Origin of the sequence: Streptomyces adelaidensis, assembly GCF_016598475.1 — a bacterium.
GTDB classification, from domain to species: Bacteria; Actinomycetota; Actinomycetes; order Streptomycetales; family Streptomycetaceae; genus Streptomyces; species Streptomyces adelaidensis.
The window spans coordinates 75,090-89,722 of the sequence record NZ_JAEMUX010000009.1 but is presented as its reverse complement, the minus strand read 5'-3'; the positions used below and the strand labels follow the sequence as shown (position 1 = coordinate 89,722).

Sequence of the window (14,633 nt, the reverse complement as noted above, 5' to 3'; positions counted from 1 at the left end):
TGTTGACCGATGACTGTCGTTGCGATGGGCGTTGCCCGCATCCGGAAGTTCGTCAAGTCCACCTCTGTGGCCGCCGGCTGACCTCACCTGTTTCTTTCCGCGTCCGAGTACGCGGTGCCGGGGCCACCCATGTGAAGGGTCACCCCTTGTCTTCCTCTTCTCTTTCGAGTCCGGCTTCGTCACACCCGCTCGCCCCGTATGGCTGGGATGCGGACTGGGAGTCGGAGTTCGCTCGGTACGCCGAGCAGGGTCTCCTGCCCGGTCGTGTCGTCCGGGTCGACCGCGGCCTGTGCGACGTCATCACCCCGGCCGGTACCGTCCGCGCCGACACCGAGTTCGTCGTTCCCCGCGACCCGATGAAGGTCGTGTGCACGGGGGACTGGGTCGCCGTCGACCCTGAGGGCAGCGACCCGCGCTACGTGCGGACACTCCTCCCGCGCCGTACGGCCTTCGTACGCTCGACCTCGTCCAAGCGCTCCGAGGGCCAGATCCTCGCCGCCAACGTCGACTACGCCGTCGTCGCGGTGTCGCTCGCCCTGGAACTCGACCTCGGCCGCGTCGAACGGTTCCTGGCGCTGGCCTGGGAATCCGGTGCCCAGCCGGTGGTCGTGCTCTCCAAGGCCGACCTCGTGCCGGACGCGGCGACAATGGCGCACCTGGTGCAGGACGTGGAGACCGTCGCGCCCGGTGTGCCCGTGCTGCCGGTCAGCTCCGCCCGCGGGGAGGGCCTCGACGTCCTCGCCGCGGTGCTCTCCGGCGGCACCTCCGTACTGCTCGGGCAGTCCGGCGCCGGCAAGTCGACCCTCGCCAACGCGCTGCTCGGCGAGGACGTCATGGACGTCCAGGCCATCCGTGACGTGGACGGCAAAGGACGGCACACCACCACCACCCGCAACCTCCTCGCGCTGCCCGGCGGTGGGGTCCTCATCGACACACCCGGCCTGCGCGGCGTCGGCCTCTGGGACGCCGAGAGCGGGGTCGGGCAGGTCTTCGCCGAGATCGAGGAACTGGCCGCGAACTGCCGTTTCCACGACTGCGCGCACATCGCCGAACCGGGCTGCGCGGTCCTCGGCGCGGTCGAGTCCGGCGAACTGCCCGAGCGACGGCTCGACAGCTACCGGAAGCTGCTCCGCGAGAACCAGCGGATCGTGGCGAAGAGCGACGCGCGGATGCGGGCCGAGATCCGGAAGGAGTGGAAGCGGAAGGGTGCGGTGGGGCGCGCGGCGATGGAGGCGAAGCGGGGTGGTCTGCGCTGACCTTCGGCTGCGGGGCGTCCGTGGCTTGTCGCGCCCACGCGGCGTAGCCGCATATCGGTACAGCCCCGTGCCCCTGGGAAAGCGGGGCTGCGCCCCTGCTTCCCGGGGGCGCAGCGTCGCGTCCGATTCCCGCCGGCCGGAGCCGCCCCCGTGGTCGACACTGGATGACATGAAGGACGAGGACACCAGGTACGAGGCCGTGCGGAGCAGGGACGGCCGGTTCGACGGGGAGTTCTTCTTCGCCGTCGAGACGACCGGGGTCTACTGCCGGCCGAGCTGCCCGGCGGTGACGCCGAAACGGGAGAACGTCCAGTTCCACGCGAGCGCCGCCGCCGCCCAGGGCGCCGGGTTCCGGGCCTGCCGGCGGTGCCGGCCGGACGCCGTGCCGGGCTCGGCCGAGTGGAACGTGCGCGCGGACGCCGTGGGCCGGGCCATGCGGCTGATCGGGGACGGCGTCGTCGACCGGGAGGGCGTCGCGGGACTGGCCGTGCGGCTGGGATACAGCGCACGCCAGGTCCAGCGGCAGCTCAGCGCCGAGGTCGGCGCCGGCCCCGTCGCGCTGGCCCGCGCCCAGCGGGCCCACACCGCACGCGTCCTCCTGCAGACCACGGGGCTGCCGGTCACCGAGATCGCCTTCGCGGCCGGCTTCGCCAGCGTCCGCCAGTTCAACGACACGATCCGGGCGGTCTACGCCATGACGCCCACGGGGCTGCGCGCGGCGACACCCCGGCGGACCACCGGCATGCCGACCGGCGGGGGAGCGGGCACACCCACCGCCGGCATCCCCCTGCGGCTCGCGTACCGGGGCCCGTACCGGTCCACCGCCCTCTTCGACGTCCTCGCCGCCGAGGCCGTCCCCGGCATCGACGACCTGACCGGCGAGCGCGGCCACCGCACCTACCGGCGCACCCTGCGCCTGCCGTACGGCACCGGAATCGCAGAGGTCGACGAAGTACCGGGGGACCTCCGGGGGCGCACGCGGGTCCACGTCCCCGCCCGACACCCCGGCGGCTGGCTCGACGCCCGCCTCCATCTCACCGACCCCCGCGACCTCACCACCGCCGTGCAGCGACTGCGCCGGCTCTTCGATCTCGACGCGGACCCGTACGCCGTGGACGAGCGCCTCGGCAGGGATGCGCGGCTCGCTCCGCTGGTCGCCGCCAGGCCGGGGCTGCGGTCGCCCGGAGCGGCCGATCCCGAGGAGTACGCCGTGCGCGCGCTCGTCGGGCGCGGCGCGGCGGAGCGGTTGGCGCGGGCGTACGGGAAGGCGCTGGACGCCCCGCACGGGACGCTGACGCACCTCTTCCCGGAACCGTCCGCGCTGGCCGGAGCGGACAGACCCCTCGGCCCCCTCGCCACCGCCCTCGCCGACGGCACCGTACGCCTCGACGCGGGCGCCGACCGGGACGACGCCGAGGCCGCGCTGCTCGCGCTGCCGGGCATGGACACCCGGACCGTCGCCGCGATCCGCACCCGCGCTCTCGGTGACCCGGACGTGGCACCGCCGGACGAGGCCGTACCGGACGCCTGGCGGCCATGGCGGTCGTACGCCCTCCAGCACCTCAGGACAGCGGGCGGGTCGGAGCCATACCCCGACAAACGGCCGACACGGCCGACACGGCCGACATGGCCGCACTCGTAGGCCTGGACCTACACGTACACGCACAGGGAGTTCAGTCGTGACCACCGCACAGCGGATCTACTACGCCACAGTCGACAGCCCCCTCGGGCAGCTCCTTCTGACCGCCGACGCGTCGGGTTCTGTCACCTCCCTCTCCGTGCCGGAGCAGAAGGGCGGCCGGGTCCCACTGGCGGACTGGCGGGCCGACCCGGCGCCCTTCCGGGTGGCCGAGCAACAGCTCGCCGCCTACTTCGCGGGTGAACTCAAGGAGTTCCGGCTTGAGTTGCGCGGCGAGGGCACCGACTTCCGGCAGCGGGTCTGGGCCGCGCTCGACGACGTGCCGTACGGCGCGACCACCACCTACGGTGCCATCGCCGCCCGCATCGGCGCGCCCCGCGCCGCCGTCCGGGCCGTGGGCGGCGCGATCGGCGCCAACCCGCTCCTCATCCTCCGCCCCTGCCACCGCGTGATCGGCGCGGACGGCTCCCTCACGGGATACGCCGGCGGCCTCGACCGCAAGCGACACCTCCTCGGCCTGGAGGGCGTGCTCCGGCTTCACGCGGAGCCGTAGAGAGCGCGGACCGGACGCGACCGACGGTGCGGGAGGGTCCGCCCCGCCCACGTCCGTCTCAGCCCCCGAACACCACCCCCACCCACGCCCCCGTGACCAGCAGGCACGCGAACAGCTCCGCCAGCACGCTCGACCCGCCCGAGCGCATCGCCGTACGCACCGCGGCCGCGGCCTCGCCGTGGCGGCCGAGGCGCAGGCGTTCGGAGAGGTAGATGCCGCCGATGAAGCCGGGGATCGCGCCCAGCACGGGAAGCAGGACGAACCCCAGGAAGGCGCCGACACCGGCGTAGACGGCCATTCGGGGGGTCGCACCGCTCTCCCGCACGCGCCGGGGTGGCAGGCCCCAGCGGATCGCCCGGGAGAGGAGCAGGACGACGGTGGCGCCCACGAGCACCCACCAGGCGATCGGCCGCGGCTCCTCCAGCGCCCACCACATCACCCCGGCCCACACGAGCCAGGACCCCGGCACCCCGGGCACCAGCACTCCGCACAGGCCGAGCAGCAGGACCACACCGACCAGCAGGAGTTCCCACGCTCCCATCTGCCCAGAGTGCAGGACGGGACCGGGAAGCGCAGGTCAGTGCTGACCGTCCCGGGTCACCCAGGCGCGCTCGTACGCGTGCCAGCCCAGCTGCAGCCGGGTCGTCACACCGGTCAGCTCCATCAGGCGTTTCACCCGGCGCTGTACGGTCCTCAGGCCCAGGTCGAGCTGTTTGGCGACGCTGGCGTCGGTCATGCCGGCCAGCAGCAGGGAGAGGATCTCCAGATCGGTGTCGTCGGGGCCGTCCGGTTCGCCCTCGGCGACATGGCCGGCGCTCAGCCGCAGCGGCAGGGCCTGCCGCCACGCCGACTCGAACAGGCCGGACAGCAGCTCCAGCAGACCGCTCGCGTGCACGACGAGCGCGGCGGGCTCGGCGGTGTGCGTGGTGAGCGGGACCATCGCGAGCGTCCGGTCGGCGATGACCAGCTTCGTCGGCACGCCGTCCATCACCCGCACCCGCTCCTCCCGGCCCAGCGCCGCGGTCAGCTCGGTGAGCCCGCTGTCCTCGTCCAGGTCGGCCCGCTCGACCACCACCCGATAGCCGACCCCGCGGCCGGTGGCCTGCTCCTCGGCGGGGTTGTTCTCCGGACCCGACACCGCGATCGGCGCGCCGGTGACCATGGCGCAGACCTCTTCCGTGGCGCCCAGCTGGAGCTGGAGGAAGCGCTGCGCTATGGCGGCCGCCCCGATCACCACCTCGACCAGGTCGTGCGCGGCGGGCTCGGTCGCGCTCGCCCGGTACTCCTCGGCGAGGATCGCCGCCGCCAGCTCCGCCTTCTCCAGCTCGTGCCGCTGCTGGGTGAGCAGCGCCCCCAGGGCGACCCCGGGCGGCGCGGCCACCCAGCGGCCCGGGCGCGCGGAGGACTGCGCCGCGAGACCGTGCCGCTCAAGGCGGCGCAGCGCGCGCTCGGTGTCGTGCTCCCCGAGCGTGAGCCGGCGCGCCAGATCCGGCACATCGGCGGCGCCCACGGACACCAGCGCCCGGTACGCCGACTCGTGCGTCTCGTCGAGACCGATCGCTCCCAGCATGCGGCGACGTCCCTCCCCTCGCTGTGCTGTTCCCGGCGGACCCGCGCCCCCGCGCGCCCCATCCGCCTCGGCATATCATCACCGCACCGCACCTCCGACCGACAGGGCGGGGTCGCACAGCCGAATCCAAGGAACATGCCCCACACTCGGGCCACCGGCCCATGCGCACCGCACCACGCAGCACACACCGGTCACCCCGGCGCCGCCGGGCGGTTTCTCCTGTGGGGGGTGGCGCCGCCCGGCGGTCTTGTTCGGCCGTCCCCGAGAGATCCCGTCGCGAGCCACCCTCGAACCACCCCGAGCCATCCCGGGCCACCCCGAGCCGCCCCCCGGAGCCACCCCGAGCCCCGGCAGAATCCTCCGCTCCCTCCCGATATCTCCCGACTCCCTTGTCCCGCACCGGAGTTCGACATGTAGTCCGACACGCCGTGGACTCGTCGGTCCGGTGGGCTGATTTTCCGGATGCCCCGTTTTCATACGGCTCCTGAGGTGGACAATTAGGGGCATGAGCCAGCAGGGGGAGAGGCCGACCGGTCACGAGGACGACTGGTGGCGACAGCTGTACGACGACACCAACGGGGACACGGGCCCCTCGGTCGCGGCCGATTCCCTCGACGACCGCTTCGCCTCGGCGGCGGGAACGGTCGGGAAGCCGCCGAGGACTCCGACGACTCCGACGGCTTCGGGGACTCCGATAACACCGTCGACTCCGGAAACTCCGCCGGGTACGCCGGGTACGCAGGGCGGACCGCGCCCCGTGCGGGACTCCCCGGGCGCCCTCTCGGACAGGGTGCCCGCCCAAGGCCCGCCGGGCGGACCCGGCAGCCGAGGCGGACCAGGCGGACCAGGCGGACCAGGCGGACCAGGCGGCCGACCCAGCGACCCCCCGCCCCCCGACCCCACCACCGATGCCCTGCGCCGCAGCGGCCTCACCCCGCAGCCGGCCCCTTGGGAACCACCGTCCGCCCAGCCGTCGGCCCCCTCGACCTTCCCGCCCGGGCCCACTCCGCCGGGCTTCCGCGCGGCGGCCTCCCGGCGCCGTACGCCCGGCCAGGGCGCGCCGGCGAGCCCGTGGGCGCGCCCCTCCGCGGCCCGGCAGCCCGCCGACGCCGTCCCGCCCGCCCCGGCGGATGCCGCACCCTCCGACGCCCGGCCCCCCACCCACCGCGACCTCCCCACCCTTCAGGCGCAGGAGATCACCCTGGTCACGGGCAGCGGCCGGCAGGCGCGGGAGCGGGTCGACCACGTGGGGTCCGGGCCGCCCACGTACGACGCCGAGCCGACCGCGCTGTCGCCGGCGGACCCGGACGACCTGGGTGATCTGGTCGCGGACACGGTGCTGGACGGGGCGCGTTACGGCGCGTGCACGCTGCGCGCCGCCTCCATGCGCGGGGACTCGTCGCGCTACCGGGGCGAGCAGCGCCGGGACTCCCTGCTGACCGCACGCTTCGGTGTGGGCGAGCAGGCGCTCGTGCTGGTGGCCATGGCGACGGGCGCCCGGGCCACGCCGGGGGCGCATCGGGCGGCGGCCGAGGCATGCCGGTGGATCGGGCAGGCCGTCGGGCGCAGCCACGCGCGGCTGGTGGAGGACATCCGGGCGGCCCGGCGCGGCGACCTCAAGTCCGGGCTGCACCGGCTCACCGACCGCAGCCTGGGCAAGCTGCGCGCGAGCGCCGTCGAGCAGGGGCTCGACCCGGAGGAGTACACGGCGAGCCTGCGCTGTCTGCTGCTCCCGGCCGACCCCCGGTGCCGTACGCGCGTGTTCTTCGGGGTCGGGGCCGGCGGACTGTTCCGGCTGCGGGGTGGCGAGTGGCAGGACATAGAGCCCCGGGTCGCCGACACGGCGGGCGCGCCGGTGGTCGGCTTCGGCTCGCTGCCGCACGAGACCCCTGACGGCGACCGCCTCACCATGGACCTCGGCATCACGACACCCCCGAGCCCGTACGAACCCGCCCCCGCGCCGCCCCGCGAACCCTTCCGCTTCCGTGCCTCCGTGGCCCGCGAGGAGGACGTGCTGCTCCTGTGCACCGGCGGCCTCGCCGAGCCGCTGCGCGGAGAGGCCCCGCTCGCCGAGCATCTGGCCGTCCGCTGGGGAGTCGCCGAGCCGCCCGGCCTCGCCGCCTTCCTCGCCGACGCCCAGGTCAGGGTCAAGGGCTACGCCGACGACCGTACGGCCGCCGCCGTCTGGGAGGCCTGATCCCCGACCCGACGGATCACGACGGGTGTCAACCGGCTGGACTCGGCCGCGAGTTGGCCTGTACCAGCGCAGGATTCCGGCCAATGGACATCATCGCGCCGAGCGGGCGATCCCGGGCGGGCGCGCCGGGTGCGTAGGGCAGCCGTGTCCCCTGGGCGTACGGCCGGATCGGCCGTCCCGCATGGGCGGTTGCGCCCGGCGGCCGTGGCCGGGCCGAGGGGCCCGGGTGGTGCGAGACGTCGGGATCGGCGGCGTGTGTGGGGGTTTTCCCGGGGAGGAAGCGCTCTCACACGGTGCCGGTAGCTGGCTTGACCCTGTGCGTTTGAAAGCGTACGGAGGGTCGTTGACGATTCGACATGAGTGCCGCGTTCCGGACGGGGCATGGATCTCCGTGAACGTGTTCGAGCAGGAGGGGAATCGGCATCGGCGTGTGGGCGGGGGTCATGAAGAGGCAGGCGCGAGGGGGCGGTCCCATGGCGGTCGGGGCCTTCTCGGCAGAGGTGGTGGAGGAAGCGACCGGCGACGCGACGGACCGGTCCGGTGCCGGGGAACTCAGGCGCAGACTCGGGCGGGCGGATCTGCGGGCCGTTCCCGAGGCCCGCAGAGCCCTGCGGGAGCTGCTACGGCAATGGGGGCGGCCGGGAAGATCGGAGATAGCGGAGCTGCTGACGAGTGAACTGGTCACCAACGCGCTCATCCACACCGACCACGACGCGGTGCTGACCGCCACCGTCTCACCGCGCGGACTCCATGTGGAGGTACGGGACTTCGTGGGTCGCAGGCCCAAACCGCGGCTGCCGAACGCCGACGACGGCATCCATGGACGCGGCCTCCTCCTGGTCCAGTCCCTCGCCGACGCCTGGGGGGTACGGGCGCACGGGGTGGGCAAGGCGGTGTGGTTCGACCTGGACGGCGGGCTGACGTAGCGACCCGGCCCGTCGGCGTGGGGACGCCGGACGTGGCGGATGGCGGATGACGTAGGGCGGATGACGTAGGGCGGGCGACGCGCAACGGACAGGGGCGCGGCCTGAGCCGCGCCCCTGTCCGGTGTGTGCTGTGTGGTTCGTCGATCAGCCGAACTGCTGCTCAAGGTCCTTGAGCTTGCGCTCCAGCGAGTCGAGTCGCGGCAGGGCCATTGTGTCGTCCTCCGCGGTGAGGTCGACGGTGAACGACTTGTCCGCGCCGTTACGGACGGGCTGGAGGGAGGGCCGACTGCGCACGGGCAGCTCCGCCGCCGATATGGCAGGCTCCGAGGCGACCTGGGCGGCAGGCACCCGCTCCACCGTGGTGTCCACCTGGCGTCCGCCACCGCCACCGCCGCCACGACCGGGCAGACCCCGGTGGCCGCGACTGATCGCCTTGAGGTGGGCGCGCTCCAGACGCTCCTGCTCACGCTTGCGCGAGCGGCTCTCCTGCTTGATGCGCTTGTCCTCGCGTACCTCGTCCACGGCCTCGTCCAGGCTGCGCACGCCCTCGAGGAGCATCAGCGACCAGGCCCTGTACGTCTCGCGCGGGGCCCGCATCCAGCGGACGACGCGGATCTGCGGCAGCGGACGCGGCACCAGGCCCTGCTCGCGCAGGGCGGCACGGCGGGTCTGCTTGAGCGCACGGTCGAACAGCACCGCGGCGGACATCGACATGCCCGCGAAGAACTGGGGGGCGCCGTCGTGGCCGAGGCCACGGGGCGCGTGCACCCAGTTGAACCAGGCCGCCGCACCGGCGAACGTCCACACGAGTATGCGCGAGCCGAGCGCCGCGTCACCGTGGCTGGCCTCGCGCACCGCGAGCACCGAGCAGAACATGGCGGCACCGTCAAGGCCGAACGGAACCAGGTACTGCCAGCCGTTGGTGAGGCCCAGGTTCTGTTCGCCGAAGCCGACCAGGCCGCGGAAGGAGAGCGCGGCGGCGACCGCGGCACAGCAGAAGAGCAGGATGTAGGAGGCCGTGCCGTACAGGGCCTCCTTGCGCCTGCGGCGTTCCTCGCTGCGCTCCCACGAGTCCTCGGTCTTCGCATGCTCCCCGGAGCGCTTGCCGCGCGCGAGCACCGCAACCGCCGCCAGCATGCCCAGGAGCAGTACGGCGCCCGGAAGCAGCCAGTTCAGCGATATGTCGGTCAATCTCATCAGGGGTCCCTTGCATTGGGATAGGGCGTAACGCCCGCCATAGTGGCCCAATCCTCACGGCCCTCAGGGGGTTTCGGGGCAAGAGACCGCCAAAGAAGTGCATTGAGTGACGCAAGGCGGCATTCTGCTCGAACTACCGCGCGAGGGACGGGAGTTGAGTGCGAGTGAGATTACCTGTTCGGGTGGTTCCACGGAAAGTTCCTGCGACAAGTGAGGAATTTGTGAACCACCTGTAACCCAACGAGGGTCCCACCCGGAGTTGATCTTACGGCACCTGCCCCGGAGGCCGTCCGGGGGGTCGTCAAGTGGTGGCGGCGGCCGTCAGTTTGGCGATCCGCTCCGTCTCACAGGTGCGCGGGCAGGTGACGCAGGTGTCCTTGGGGGCCAGCGTGTAGAACATGCAGCAGCTCGCCCGGTCCCGGGTGGGGATCGACTCGCCGCCGGGTCCGCTCAGTTCACGGAAGCCCGCGGCGCCGACGTACGGGCGGGTCGCGCCCGGCAGCAGCAGCTCCAGTTCGCGTCGGCAGCGCTCCTGCTCGTCCGCGCCGAGGAGTTCGGCGATGTACCAGATCCCCTCGACGATCTCGTCGGTCGCCATGCCCCACAGCGCGCGCCCGCGCCGCCGCATACGCGGACCGAAGCCGCCGAGGACCGGTTCGATGTGCTCGGCGAACGCCGCCCGTACCTCGGCCCGCAGCGCCTCCTCGTCCGGGACCACCCGGGCGCCCGGCTCGCCGGCCGCCGGATCGCCCGGCAGGCAGCTGAACGTTTCGCCTCGCACCACCAGCCGACTCCGCTCGCGCTGGAAGGCGACCTGCCCGGCGGGGAACCGCGGCACCCGGCGCTGCAGGAACCAGGGGACCGTGAAGAGCAGACAGGCGTACCAGGAGTACCGGTGCAGTCCGAAGGTCGCCACGACGTCCGGGCGGCCCGGGTGGCCGTGGTCCCGCAGTATCTGCGCCTCGTCCCAGGCGAGGAACGCGTCCAGCTCCGCTCCGGCGGCCGCGAGCCCGGCGGCCGAGACCCACCCCTCACCATCGGGCAATGGATCGGTGCGGGAGAGTTCTGTCACGCTCATCACCGGCAGGACCTCGGTCAGGCGGGCGTAGGCGGCCGTGACCGGCGACGTGCGCGAGACCAGGGTCGGTGCCGGTGCTGAGTGAGGCATACGGAGACCGCCGTTTCACCATCGCTGCCAAGTAAGGCTCACCTTACCCAAGGTGGTCGAGGTTTGAACTGAGGGCATGTGCGCCTATGGTGCTTTACGACCGGTAACAACCCCAGTAGTGACCTAAGCGCCCCCCTGTACCGGTCGGCCGCACCACTCGGCGTACGACCCGACGCACGACTGGACCACACGACCGGCTCGGAGGAGGACCCGTGGAGCAGGCCGGACCGCACTCGCGCCAGGCCGCTGCCGCGAGTGCGCCGGACGCCGCCGCCCGTGCGGCGACGGCCTACCGCGTGCCCGCGCAGCTCGCGGTCGCGGACGTGGACCGGGCGCGGGGCATCGCGATGGACGGCGGCCCCGTCGCCGACGCGGCCCGCGGCGAGCACACGCACAGCGAGACGCCGATCCCGCTGCCCCGTGCACACGAGCGCCCGGTCCTTCAGCGAGCCTCCGTACGCGGCCAGATCCTCGACGCCCTGCGGGCCGCTCTCGCGGGCGGTGAGCTGACGCCGGGGGAGGTGTACTCGGCGCCCGTGCTCGGCGAGCGGTTCGGGGTCTCCGCGACCCCTGTGCGCGAGGCGATGCAGCAACTGGCCATCGAGGGCGCGGTCGAGGTCGTACCCAACCGCGGGTTCCGTGTCGTGCGGCGGGGCGCCCGGGAGCTGGCCGAGCTCGCGGAGGTGCGGGCGCTGCTCCAGGTGCCGGTGATCCTGCGGCTCGCGCGTACGGTGCCGGCCGGTCACTGGGCCGAACTGCGGCCGCTCGCCGAGGAGTCGGCGCGGGCCGCGTCCGCCGGGTGCCGGGCCACGTACGGGGAGGCCGACCGGGCCTTTCACCGGGGGATGCTGGGGCTGGCCGGGAACGAGCAGCTGACGCAGATCGCGGACGATCTGCACCGGCGTACGCAACTGCCACGGAACGTCGGCCACTTGGGCGGGGCGGGCAGTGGCGGGCGTACCGAGTTGATGGCTGACGCGGCGGAGCATCTCGCGTTGGTGGACGCGTTGGTGGCGGAGGATCTGGACGCCGCTTGCTGTCTGGTGGAGAAGCACTTCGGCGTGTAGGCGCGGCGTGTAGGCGCGGCGTGCGTGGCGGATTCAGCGCCGTCGGGGGCGCGGAGTGTTTGTCGCCGCGGGTCCGTTGTGGCTGGTCGCGCGGTTCCCCGCGCCCCTTCAGGGCGCTGTCGTCGTCCGGCGGTTGCCAGTGACCCCTAAGTACTCACGCCGCCGGGGCCAACTGCCTCGCCAGCCAGGTCGGGACGCCGCCCAGGAGGCGGAAGAGGCGGCGGGCCTCCTCGCGGAGGTGGGAGGCCTCGGGCTCGGGTTCGGTGTCGGCCAGGGAGGCGAGGGCGGGGGCCGTGCCGACGAGGTAGCCCAACTCCTCGCGGATGCGGAGGGATTCGGCGAAGCCGTGGCGGGCCTCGGCCACCTCGCCGTCACGCAGGGCGAGTCCGGCGAGGTGGCGCCAGGTGAACGACTGCAGGAGCAGGTCGCCGTGGGCGGTCGCGCCGGCGTGGGCGCGGCGATACGCGGCGCGGGCGGACTGCGGGGAGTGGGCGAGGTTCTCGGCGAGGACACCCCGGCGGAAGTCCAGGAGAGCCCGGCCGGGCGCGCCGGGAGCGATCAGGGCCGCCGCCCGGCCGAGCGCGGCCCGCGCCTCGTCGGCGCGGTCCCGAACGCCGAGCACGGTGGCCGCGTACGCCAGTTGGCCGCGCTCACAGGCCGCCGCGCCGCGCTCTTCGTCGCTCCGGGCCTGCGCCTCGGCCGTGCGCAGCGCGTCCTCGGCCTCCTCCCAGCCCTGCTCGGTGTAGAGACAGCGCTCCACGAGCAGCGCGGTCCGCTGGAGCGAGGACTGTGGGGTGACGGGTTGGATGAGGGCGGCCGCGTCGACCCAGCAGGCGCGTGAGCGCAGCCGCCACACCGCGGTCTGGAGGGGATCGTCACCAGCGGTCGTTCCATTACCAGACATGGCGGTATGCGCCACGTTGCCCTCCCCGAGCACGCCTTTGAGCTTTGAGTGGTTGCGGCATCTCAGCACGGATTCCGGGGCCCGGCCAAGGGGGTGGGTGAAGGAATTCACAAAGTCATGGGGTGCGGACGGCGCACTTGGACCTTCGCCCACAACCCCATGACCTCAGCTCATGCGCAGTGCCAGGAAGAAGTCGAGCTTGTCCTCGAGGCGTGAGAGGTCCCGGCTCGTCAACTGCTCGATACGGCCCACCCGGTAGCGCAGCGTGTTGACGTGCAGGTGGAGGCGGGTGGCGCAGCGCGTCCAGGAGCCGTCGCAGTCCAGGAACGCCTCCAGGGTGGGGATCAGTTCGGCGCGGTGGCGGCGGTCGTAGTCACGGAGGGGGTCGAGGAGACGGGCGGTGAAGGCGCGGCGTACGTCGTCGGGGACGAAGGGCAGCAGCAGAACGTGCGACGCCAGCTCCTGATGGCCGGCCGCGCACACCCGGCCGGCGCGCGCCGCCGCCACCCGACGCGCGTGCCGGGCCTCCTCCAGGGCGCCGCGCAGGCCCTCGGCAGAGTGCACGGCCGCGCTGACGCCGAGGGTGAGCCGTCCGTCGTCGTCGAGGCCGGCCGTCAGCGGGCCGCGTACGGCCGCGAGGAGCGTGTCTGCGTGGATGCCGGACTCGGAGCCGTCGTGCTCGGTGGAGACCGCCGGGAGGGGGACCAGGGCGATGGCCTCCTCACCCGTGTGGGCGACGGCGATACGGTCCGAGGGCTCGGGGCCCGTCGCCAGCGGATCGACGAGGATCTCCTCCAGGAGCGACTGGGCGGCCGGGCCGGAGTCCACCTCACCGCCGTCCCACTCGACCCGGGCCACGACGATCTGCCAGTGCGGTGCCGCGCCGAGGCCCGGCAGCAGCACCGGCGCGGCGACCCGCAGCCGGGCGGCGATCTCGGCGGGGGCCGCCCCGGCCTGCACCAGCTCCAGCACCTCCTGGGCGAGCCGCCGCCGTACCGTACGGGCCGCGTCGCGGCGGTCCCGCTCGACGGCGATCAGCTGGGTGACGCCGTACAGCAGGTCGAGCCGCTCGGCGGGCCAGTCGCCGGCGTCGGCCTCGACCGCGAGGAGCCAGTCGGACAGCACGGTCCGGCGCACGTCACCGGCGCCGCCGGTGGGACCCGGGCCGCGGCCCGTGGAACTGATCGGGAAGAGCGAGTACGTCGTGGAGCCGGCGGCCACCCGGTGCGGCCCGCGCCGTCCCGTACGCGCCGCCGCCAGGTGTTCGGCGGCCAGCCGGGCGCACAGCTCGGCGGGGAGGGCGGGCCCGGTGGCCCCGGGCCCGGCGATGAGCCGGCCGGTGGAGGAGAGCACCCACGCGCCGAGGTCCAGGTCGGAGCCGAGCAGGTCCAGGACGACGTCCGGGCCGCCGCCCGCCGGGCCGGAGGTCATCATCCGGCGGTGGCGGTCCACCACGGCCGCCAGGTCCCCGGCGCGTTCGCCGGAGACCTGCCGTACGACGTGCTCGGTGATCGTCGCGAAGGCCACCGACTCGTTCACCGCGAACAGCGGCAGCCGGTGCCGCGCGCAGGCCACGATCAGGTCCTCCGGGACGGCCCCCAGCTCGGCCTCGCCCGCGGCCAGGGCGGTCACCCCGGCGCCGGCCAGGAGCCGCACGAAGGGCTCGGAGTCGGCGGCGCCGCGGCGCCAGGCGAGGCCGGTGAGGACCAGCTCGCCGCCGGAGAGGTAGCGGCTGGGGTCCCTGAGATCGGTGGTCATCACACCGCGCACGGTGCGGTCCAGCTCGTCCTCGCCACCGAGCAGCCGCAGACCCAGCGCGTCGGTGTCCAGCAGTGCGCGCAGGCGCATTCTCGTCGCCGCCGTTCTTGTGTCGTCGTGTGTCCAGAAATCAACGTTCGGTTCGCTCCGGGGGCGCGCCCCCGGCTTCCGGAGGATGGTGTTCTCGGAGGCGGCGGGCGGATCCAGGGCGTGGCCTGGGGTTTTCGGATTCGGCTGGCAGCACCCCAGATGTGTTCCGGATGTTTCCGGAGGAAAACGCGGAGGTTGCTGATGGCCCCCGTTCATACGAATCTACAAGATGCGCCCCCTGGCCAGCCAACTCCTTCATGTTTTCCGTGACTGACCGGTCTGGTGGAGGGCGCTGTGTACTGAGTTCG

12 protein-coding genes are annotated in these 14,633 nt (G+C 73.4%); 6 read left to right on the top strand and 6 right to left on the bottom strand.

Annotation, left to right across the window (positions count from 1 at the left end; genetic code table 11):
* The first annotated feature begins 146 nt into the window (after positions 1-146).
* From rsgA to I8N67_RS07385, 3 genes are all read left to right on the top strand, one after another.
* Positions 147-1,256 (top strand): ribosome small subunit-dependent GTPase A, encoded by a 1,110-nt coding sequence (gene rsgA, locus I8N67_RS07395; RefSeq protein ID WP_200301779.1) that lies wholly within the window; start codon positions 147-149, stop codon positions 1,254-1,256.
* Positions 1,257-1,425: 169 nt separating this feature from the next.
* Entirely contained in the window at positions 1,426-2,898 is a 1,473-nt protein-coding gene (locus I8N67_RS07390; protein ID WP_200301778.1) for an AlkA N-terminal domain-containing protein, read from the top strand.
* A 37-nt stretch (positions 2,899-2,935) separates the two neighbouring features.
* Complete coding sequence (locus I8N67_RS07385) at positions 2,936-3,448, top strand: methylated-DNA--[protein]-cysteine S-methyltransferase (RefSeq protein WP_200301777.1); 513 nt, start codon at positions 2,936-2,938, stop codon at positions 3,446-3,448.
* Between the two features lie 58 nt (positions 3,449-3,506).
* Here I8N67_RS07385 and I8N67_RS07380 read toward each other — a convergent pair whose 3' ends face one another.
* Positions 3,507-3,989 (bottom strand): DUF456 domain-containing protein, encoded by a 483-nt coding sequence (locus I8N67_RS07380; protein ID WP_200301776.1) that lies wholly within the window; start codon positions 3,987-3,989, stop codon positions 3,507-3,509.
* Positions 3,990-4,025: 36 nt separating this feature from the next.
* A complete protein-coding gene (locus I8N67_RS07375) occupies positions 4,026-5,018 on the bottom strand; it encodes a helix-turn-helix transcriptional regulator (protein ID WP_200301775.1) in 993 nt (330 codons plus the stop codon).
* Between the two features lie 505 nt (positions 5,019-5,523).
* On the opposite strand from I8N67_RS07375, the gene I8N67_RS07370 reads away from it, so the two are divergent.
* A complete protein-coding gene (locus I8N67_RS07370; protein WP_200301774.1) occupies positions 5,524-7,215 on the top strand; it encodes a protein phosphatase 2C domain-containing protein in 1,692 nt (563 codons plus the stop codon).
* A 473-nt stretch (positions 7,216-7,688) separates the two neighbouring features.
* Entirely contained in the window at positions 7,689-8,141 is a 453-nt protein-coding gene (locus I8N67_RS07365; protein ID WP_234045258.1) for an ATP-binding protein, read from the top strand.
* 144 nt (positions 8,142-8,285) lie between these two features.
* Here I8N67_RS07365 and I8N67_RS07360 read toward each other — a convergent pair whose 3' ends face one another.
* Both I8N67_RS07360 and I8N67_RS07355 read right to left on the bottom strand, forming a co-directional pair.
* On the bottom strand, positions 8,286-9,338 hold the full coding sequence (locus I8N67_RS07360; RefSeq protein WP_200301772.1) for a DUF2637 domain-containing protein: 1,053 nt from the start codon (positions 9,336-9,338) through the stop codon (positions 8,286-8,288).
* Positions 9,339-9,639: 301 nt separating this feature from the next.
* Positions 9,640-10,506 carry a (2Fe-2S)-binding protein gene (locus tag I8N67_RS07355; protein ID WP_200301771.1) on the bottom strand — a complete coding sequence of 289 codons (867 nt, stop codon included), beginning with the start codon at positions 10,504-10,506 and terminating at the stop codon, positions 9,640-9,642.
* Between the two features lie 212 nt (positions 10,507-10,718).
* Here I8N67_RS07355 and I8N67_RS07350 point away from each other — a divergent pair, with 212 nt between their 5' ends.
* On the top strand, positions 10,719-11,573 hold the full coding sequence (locus I8N67_RS07350; RefSeq protein ID WP_200301770.1) for a GntR family transcriptional regulator: 855 nt from the start codon (positions 10,719-10,721) through the stop codon (positions 11,571-11,573).
* A gap of 154 nt (positions 11,574-11,727) precedes the next feature.
* Here the strand turns inward: I8N67_RS07350 and I8N67_RS07345 are convergent, their stop codons facing one another.
* Together I8N67_RS07345 and I8N67_RS07340 are read right to left on the bottom strand one after the other, a co-directional pair.
* Positions 11,728-12,492 (bottom strand): hypothetical protein, encoded by a 765-nt coding sequence (locus I8N67_RS07345; RefSeq protein ID WP_200301769.1) that lies wholly within the window; start codon positions 12,490-12,492, stop codon positions 11,728-11,730.
* A 150-nt stretch (positions 12,493-12,642) separates the two neighbouring features.
* Positions 12,643-14,325, bottom strand: coding sequence for a PucR family transcriptional regulator (locus I8N67_RS07340; protein ID WP_200301768.1), 1,683 nt, complete (start codon positions 14,323-14,325; stop codon positions 12,643-12,645).
* Between the last annotated feature and the right edge of the window lie 308 nt (positions 14,326-14,633).

Excerpts from the sequence above, each read along its gene's own strand:
- I8N67_RS07390 (WP_200301778.1), top strand. The coding sequence starts at position 1,426 with ATGAAGGACGAGGACACCAGGTACGAGGCCGTGCGGAGCAGGGACGGC.
- I8N67_RS07365 (WP_234045258.1), top strand. The coding sequence starts at position 7,689 with ATGGCGGTCGGGGCCTTCTCGGCAGAGGTGGTGGAGGAAGCGACCGGC.
- I8N67_RS07380 (WP_200301776.1), bottom strand. The coding sequence starts at position 3,989 with ATGGGAGCGTGGGAACTCCTGCTGGTCGGTGTGGTCCTGCTGCTCGGC.
- I8N67_RS07375 (WP_200301775.1), bottom strand. The coding sequence starts at position 5,018 with ATGCTGGGAGCGATCGGTCTCGACGAGACGCACGAGTCGGCGTACCGG.
- I8N67_RS07355 (WP_200301771.1), bottom strand. The coding sequence starts at position 10,506 with ATGCCTCACTCAGCACCGGCACCGACCCTGGTCTCGCGCACGTCGCCG.
- I8N67_RS07370 (WP_200301774.1), top strand. The coding sequence starts at position 5,524 with ATGAGCCAGCAGGGGGAGAGGCCGACCGGTCACGAGGACGACTGGTGG.
- I8N67_RS07340 (WP_200301768.1), bottom strand. The coding sequence starts at position 14,325 with ATGCGCCTGCGCGCACTGCTGGACACCGACGCGCTGGGTCTGCGGCTG.
- I8N67_RS07360 (WP_200301772.1), bottom strand. The coding sequence starts at position 9,338 with ATGAGATTGACCGACATATCGCTGAACTGGCTGCTTCCGGGCGCCGTA.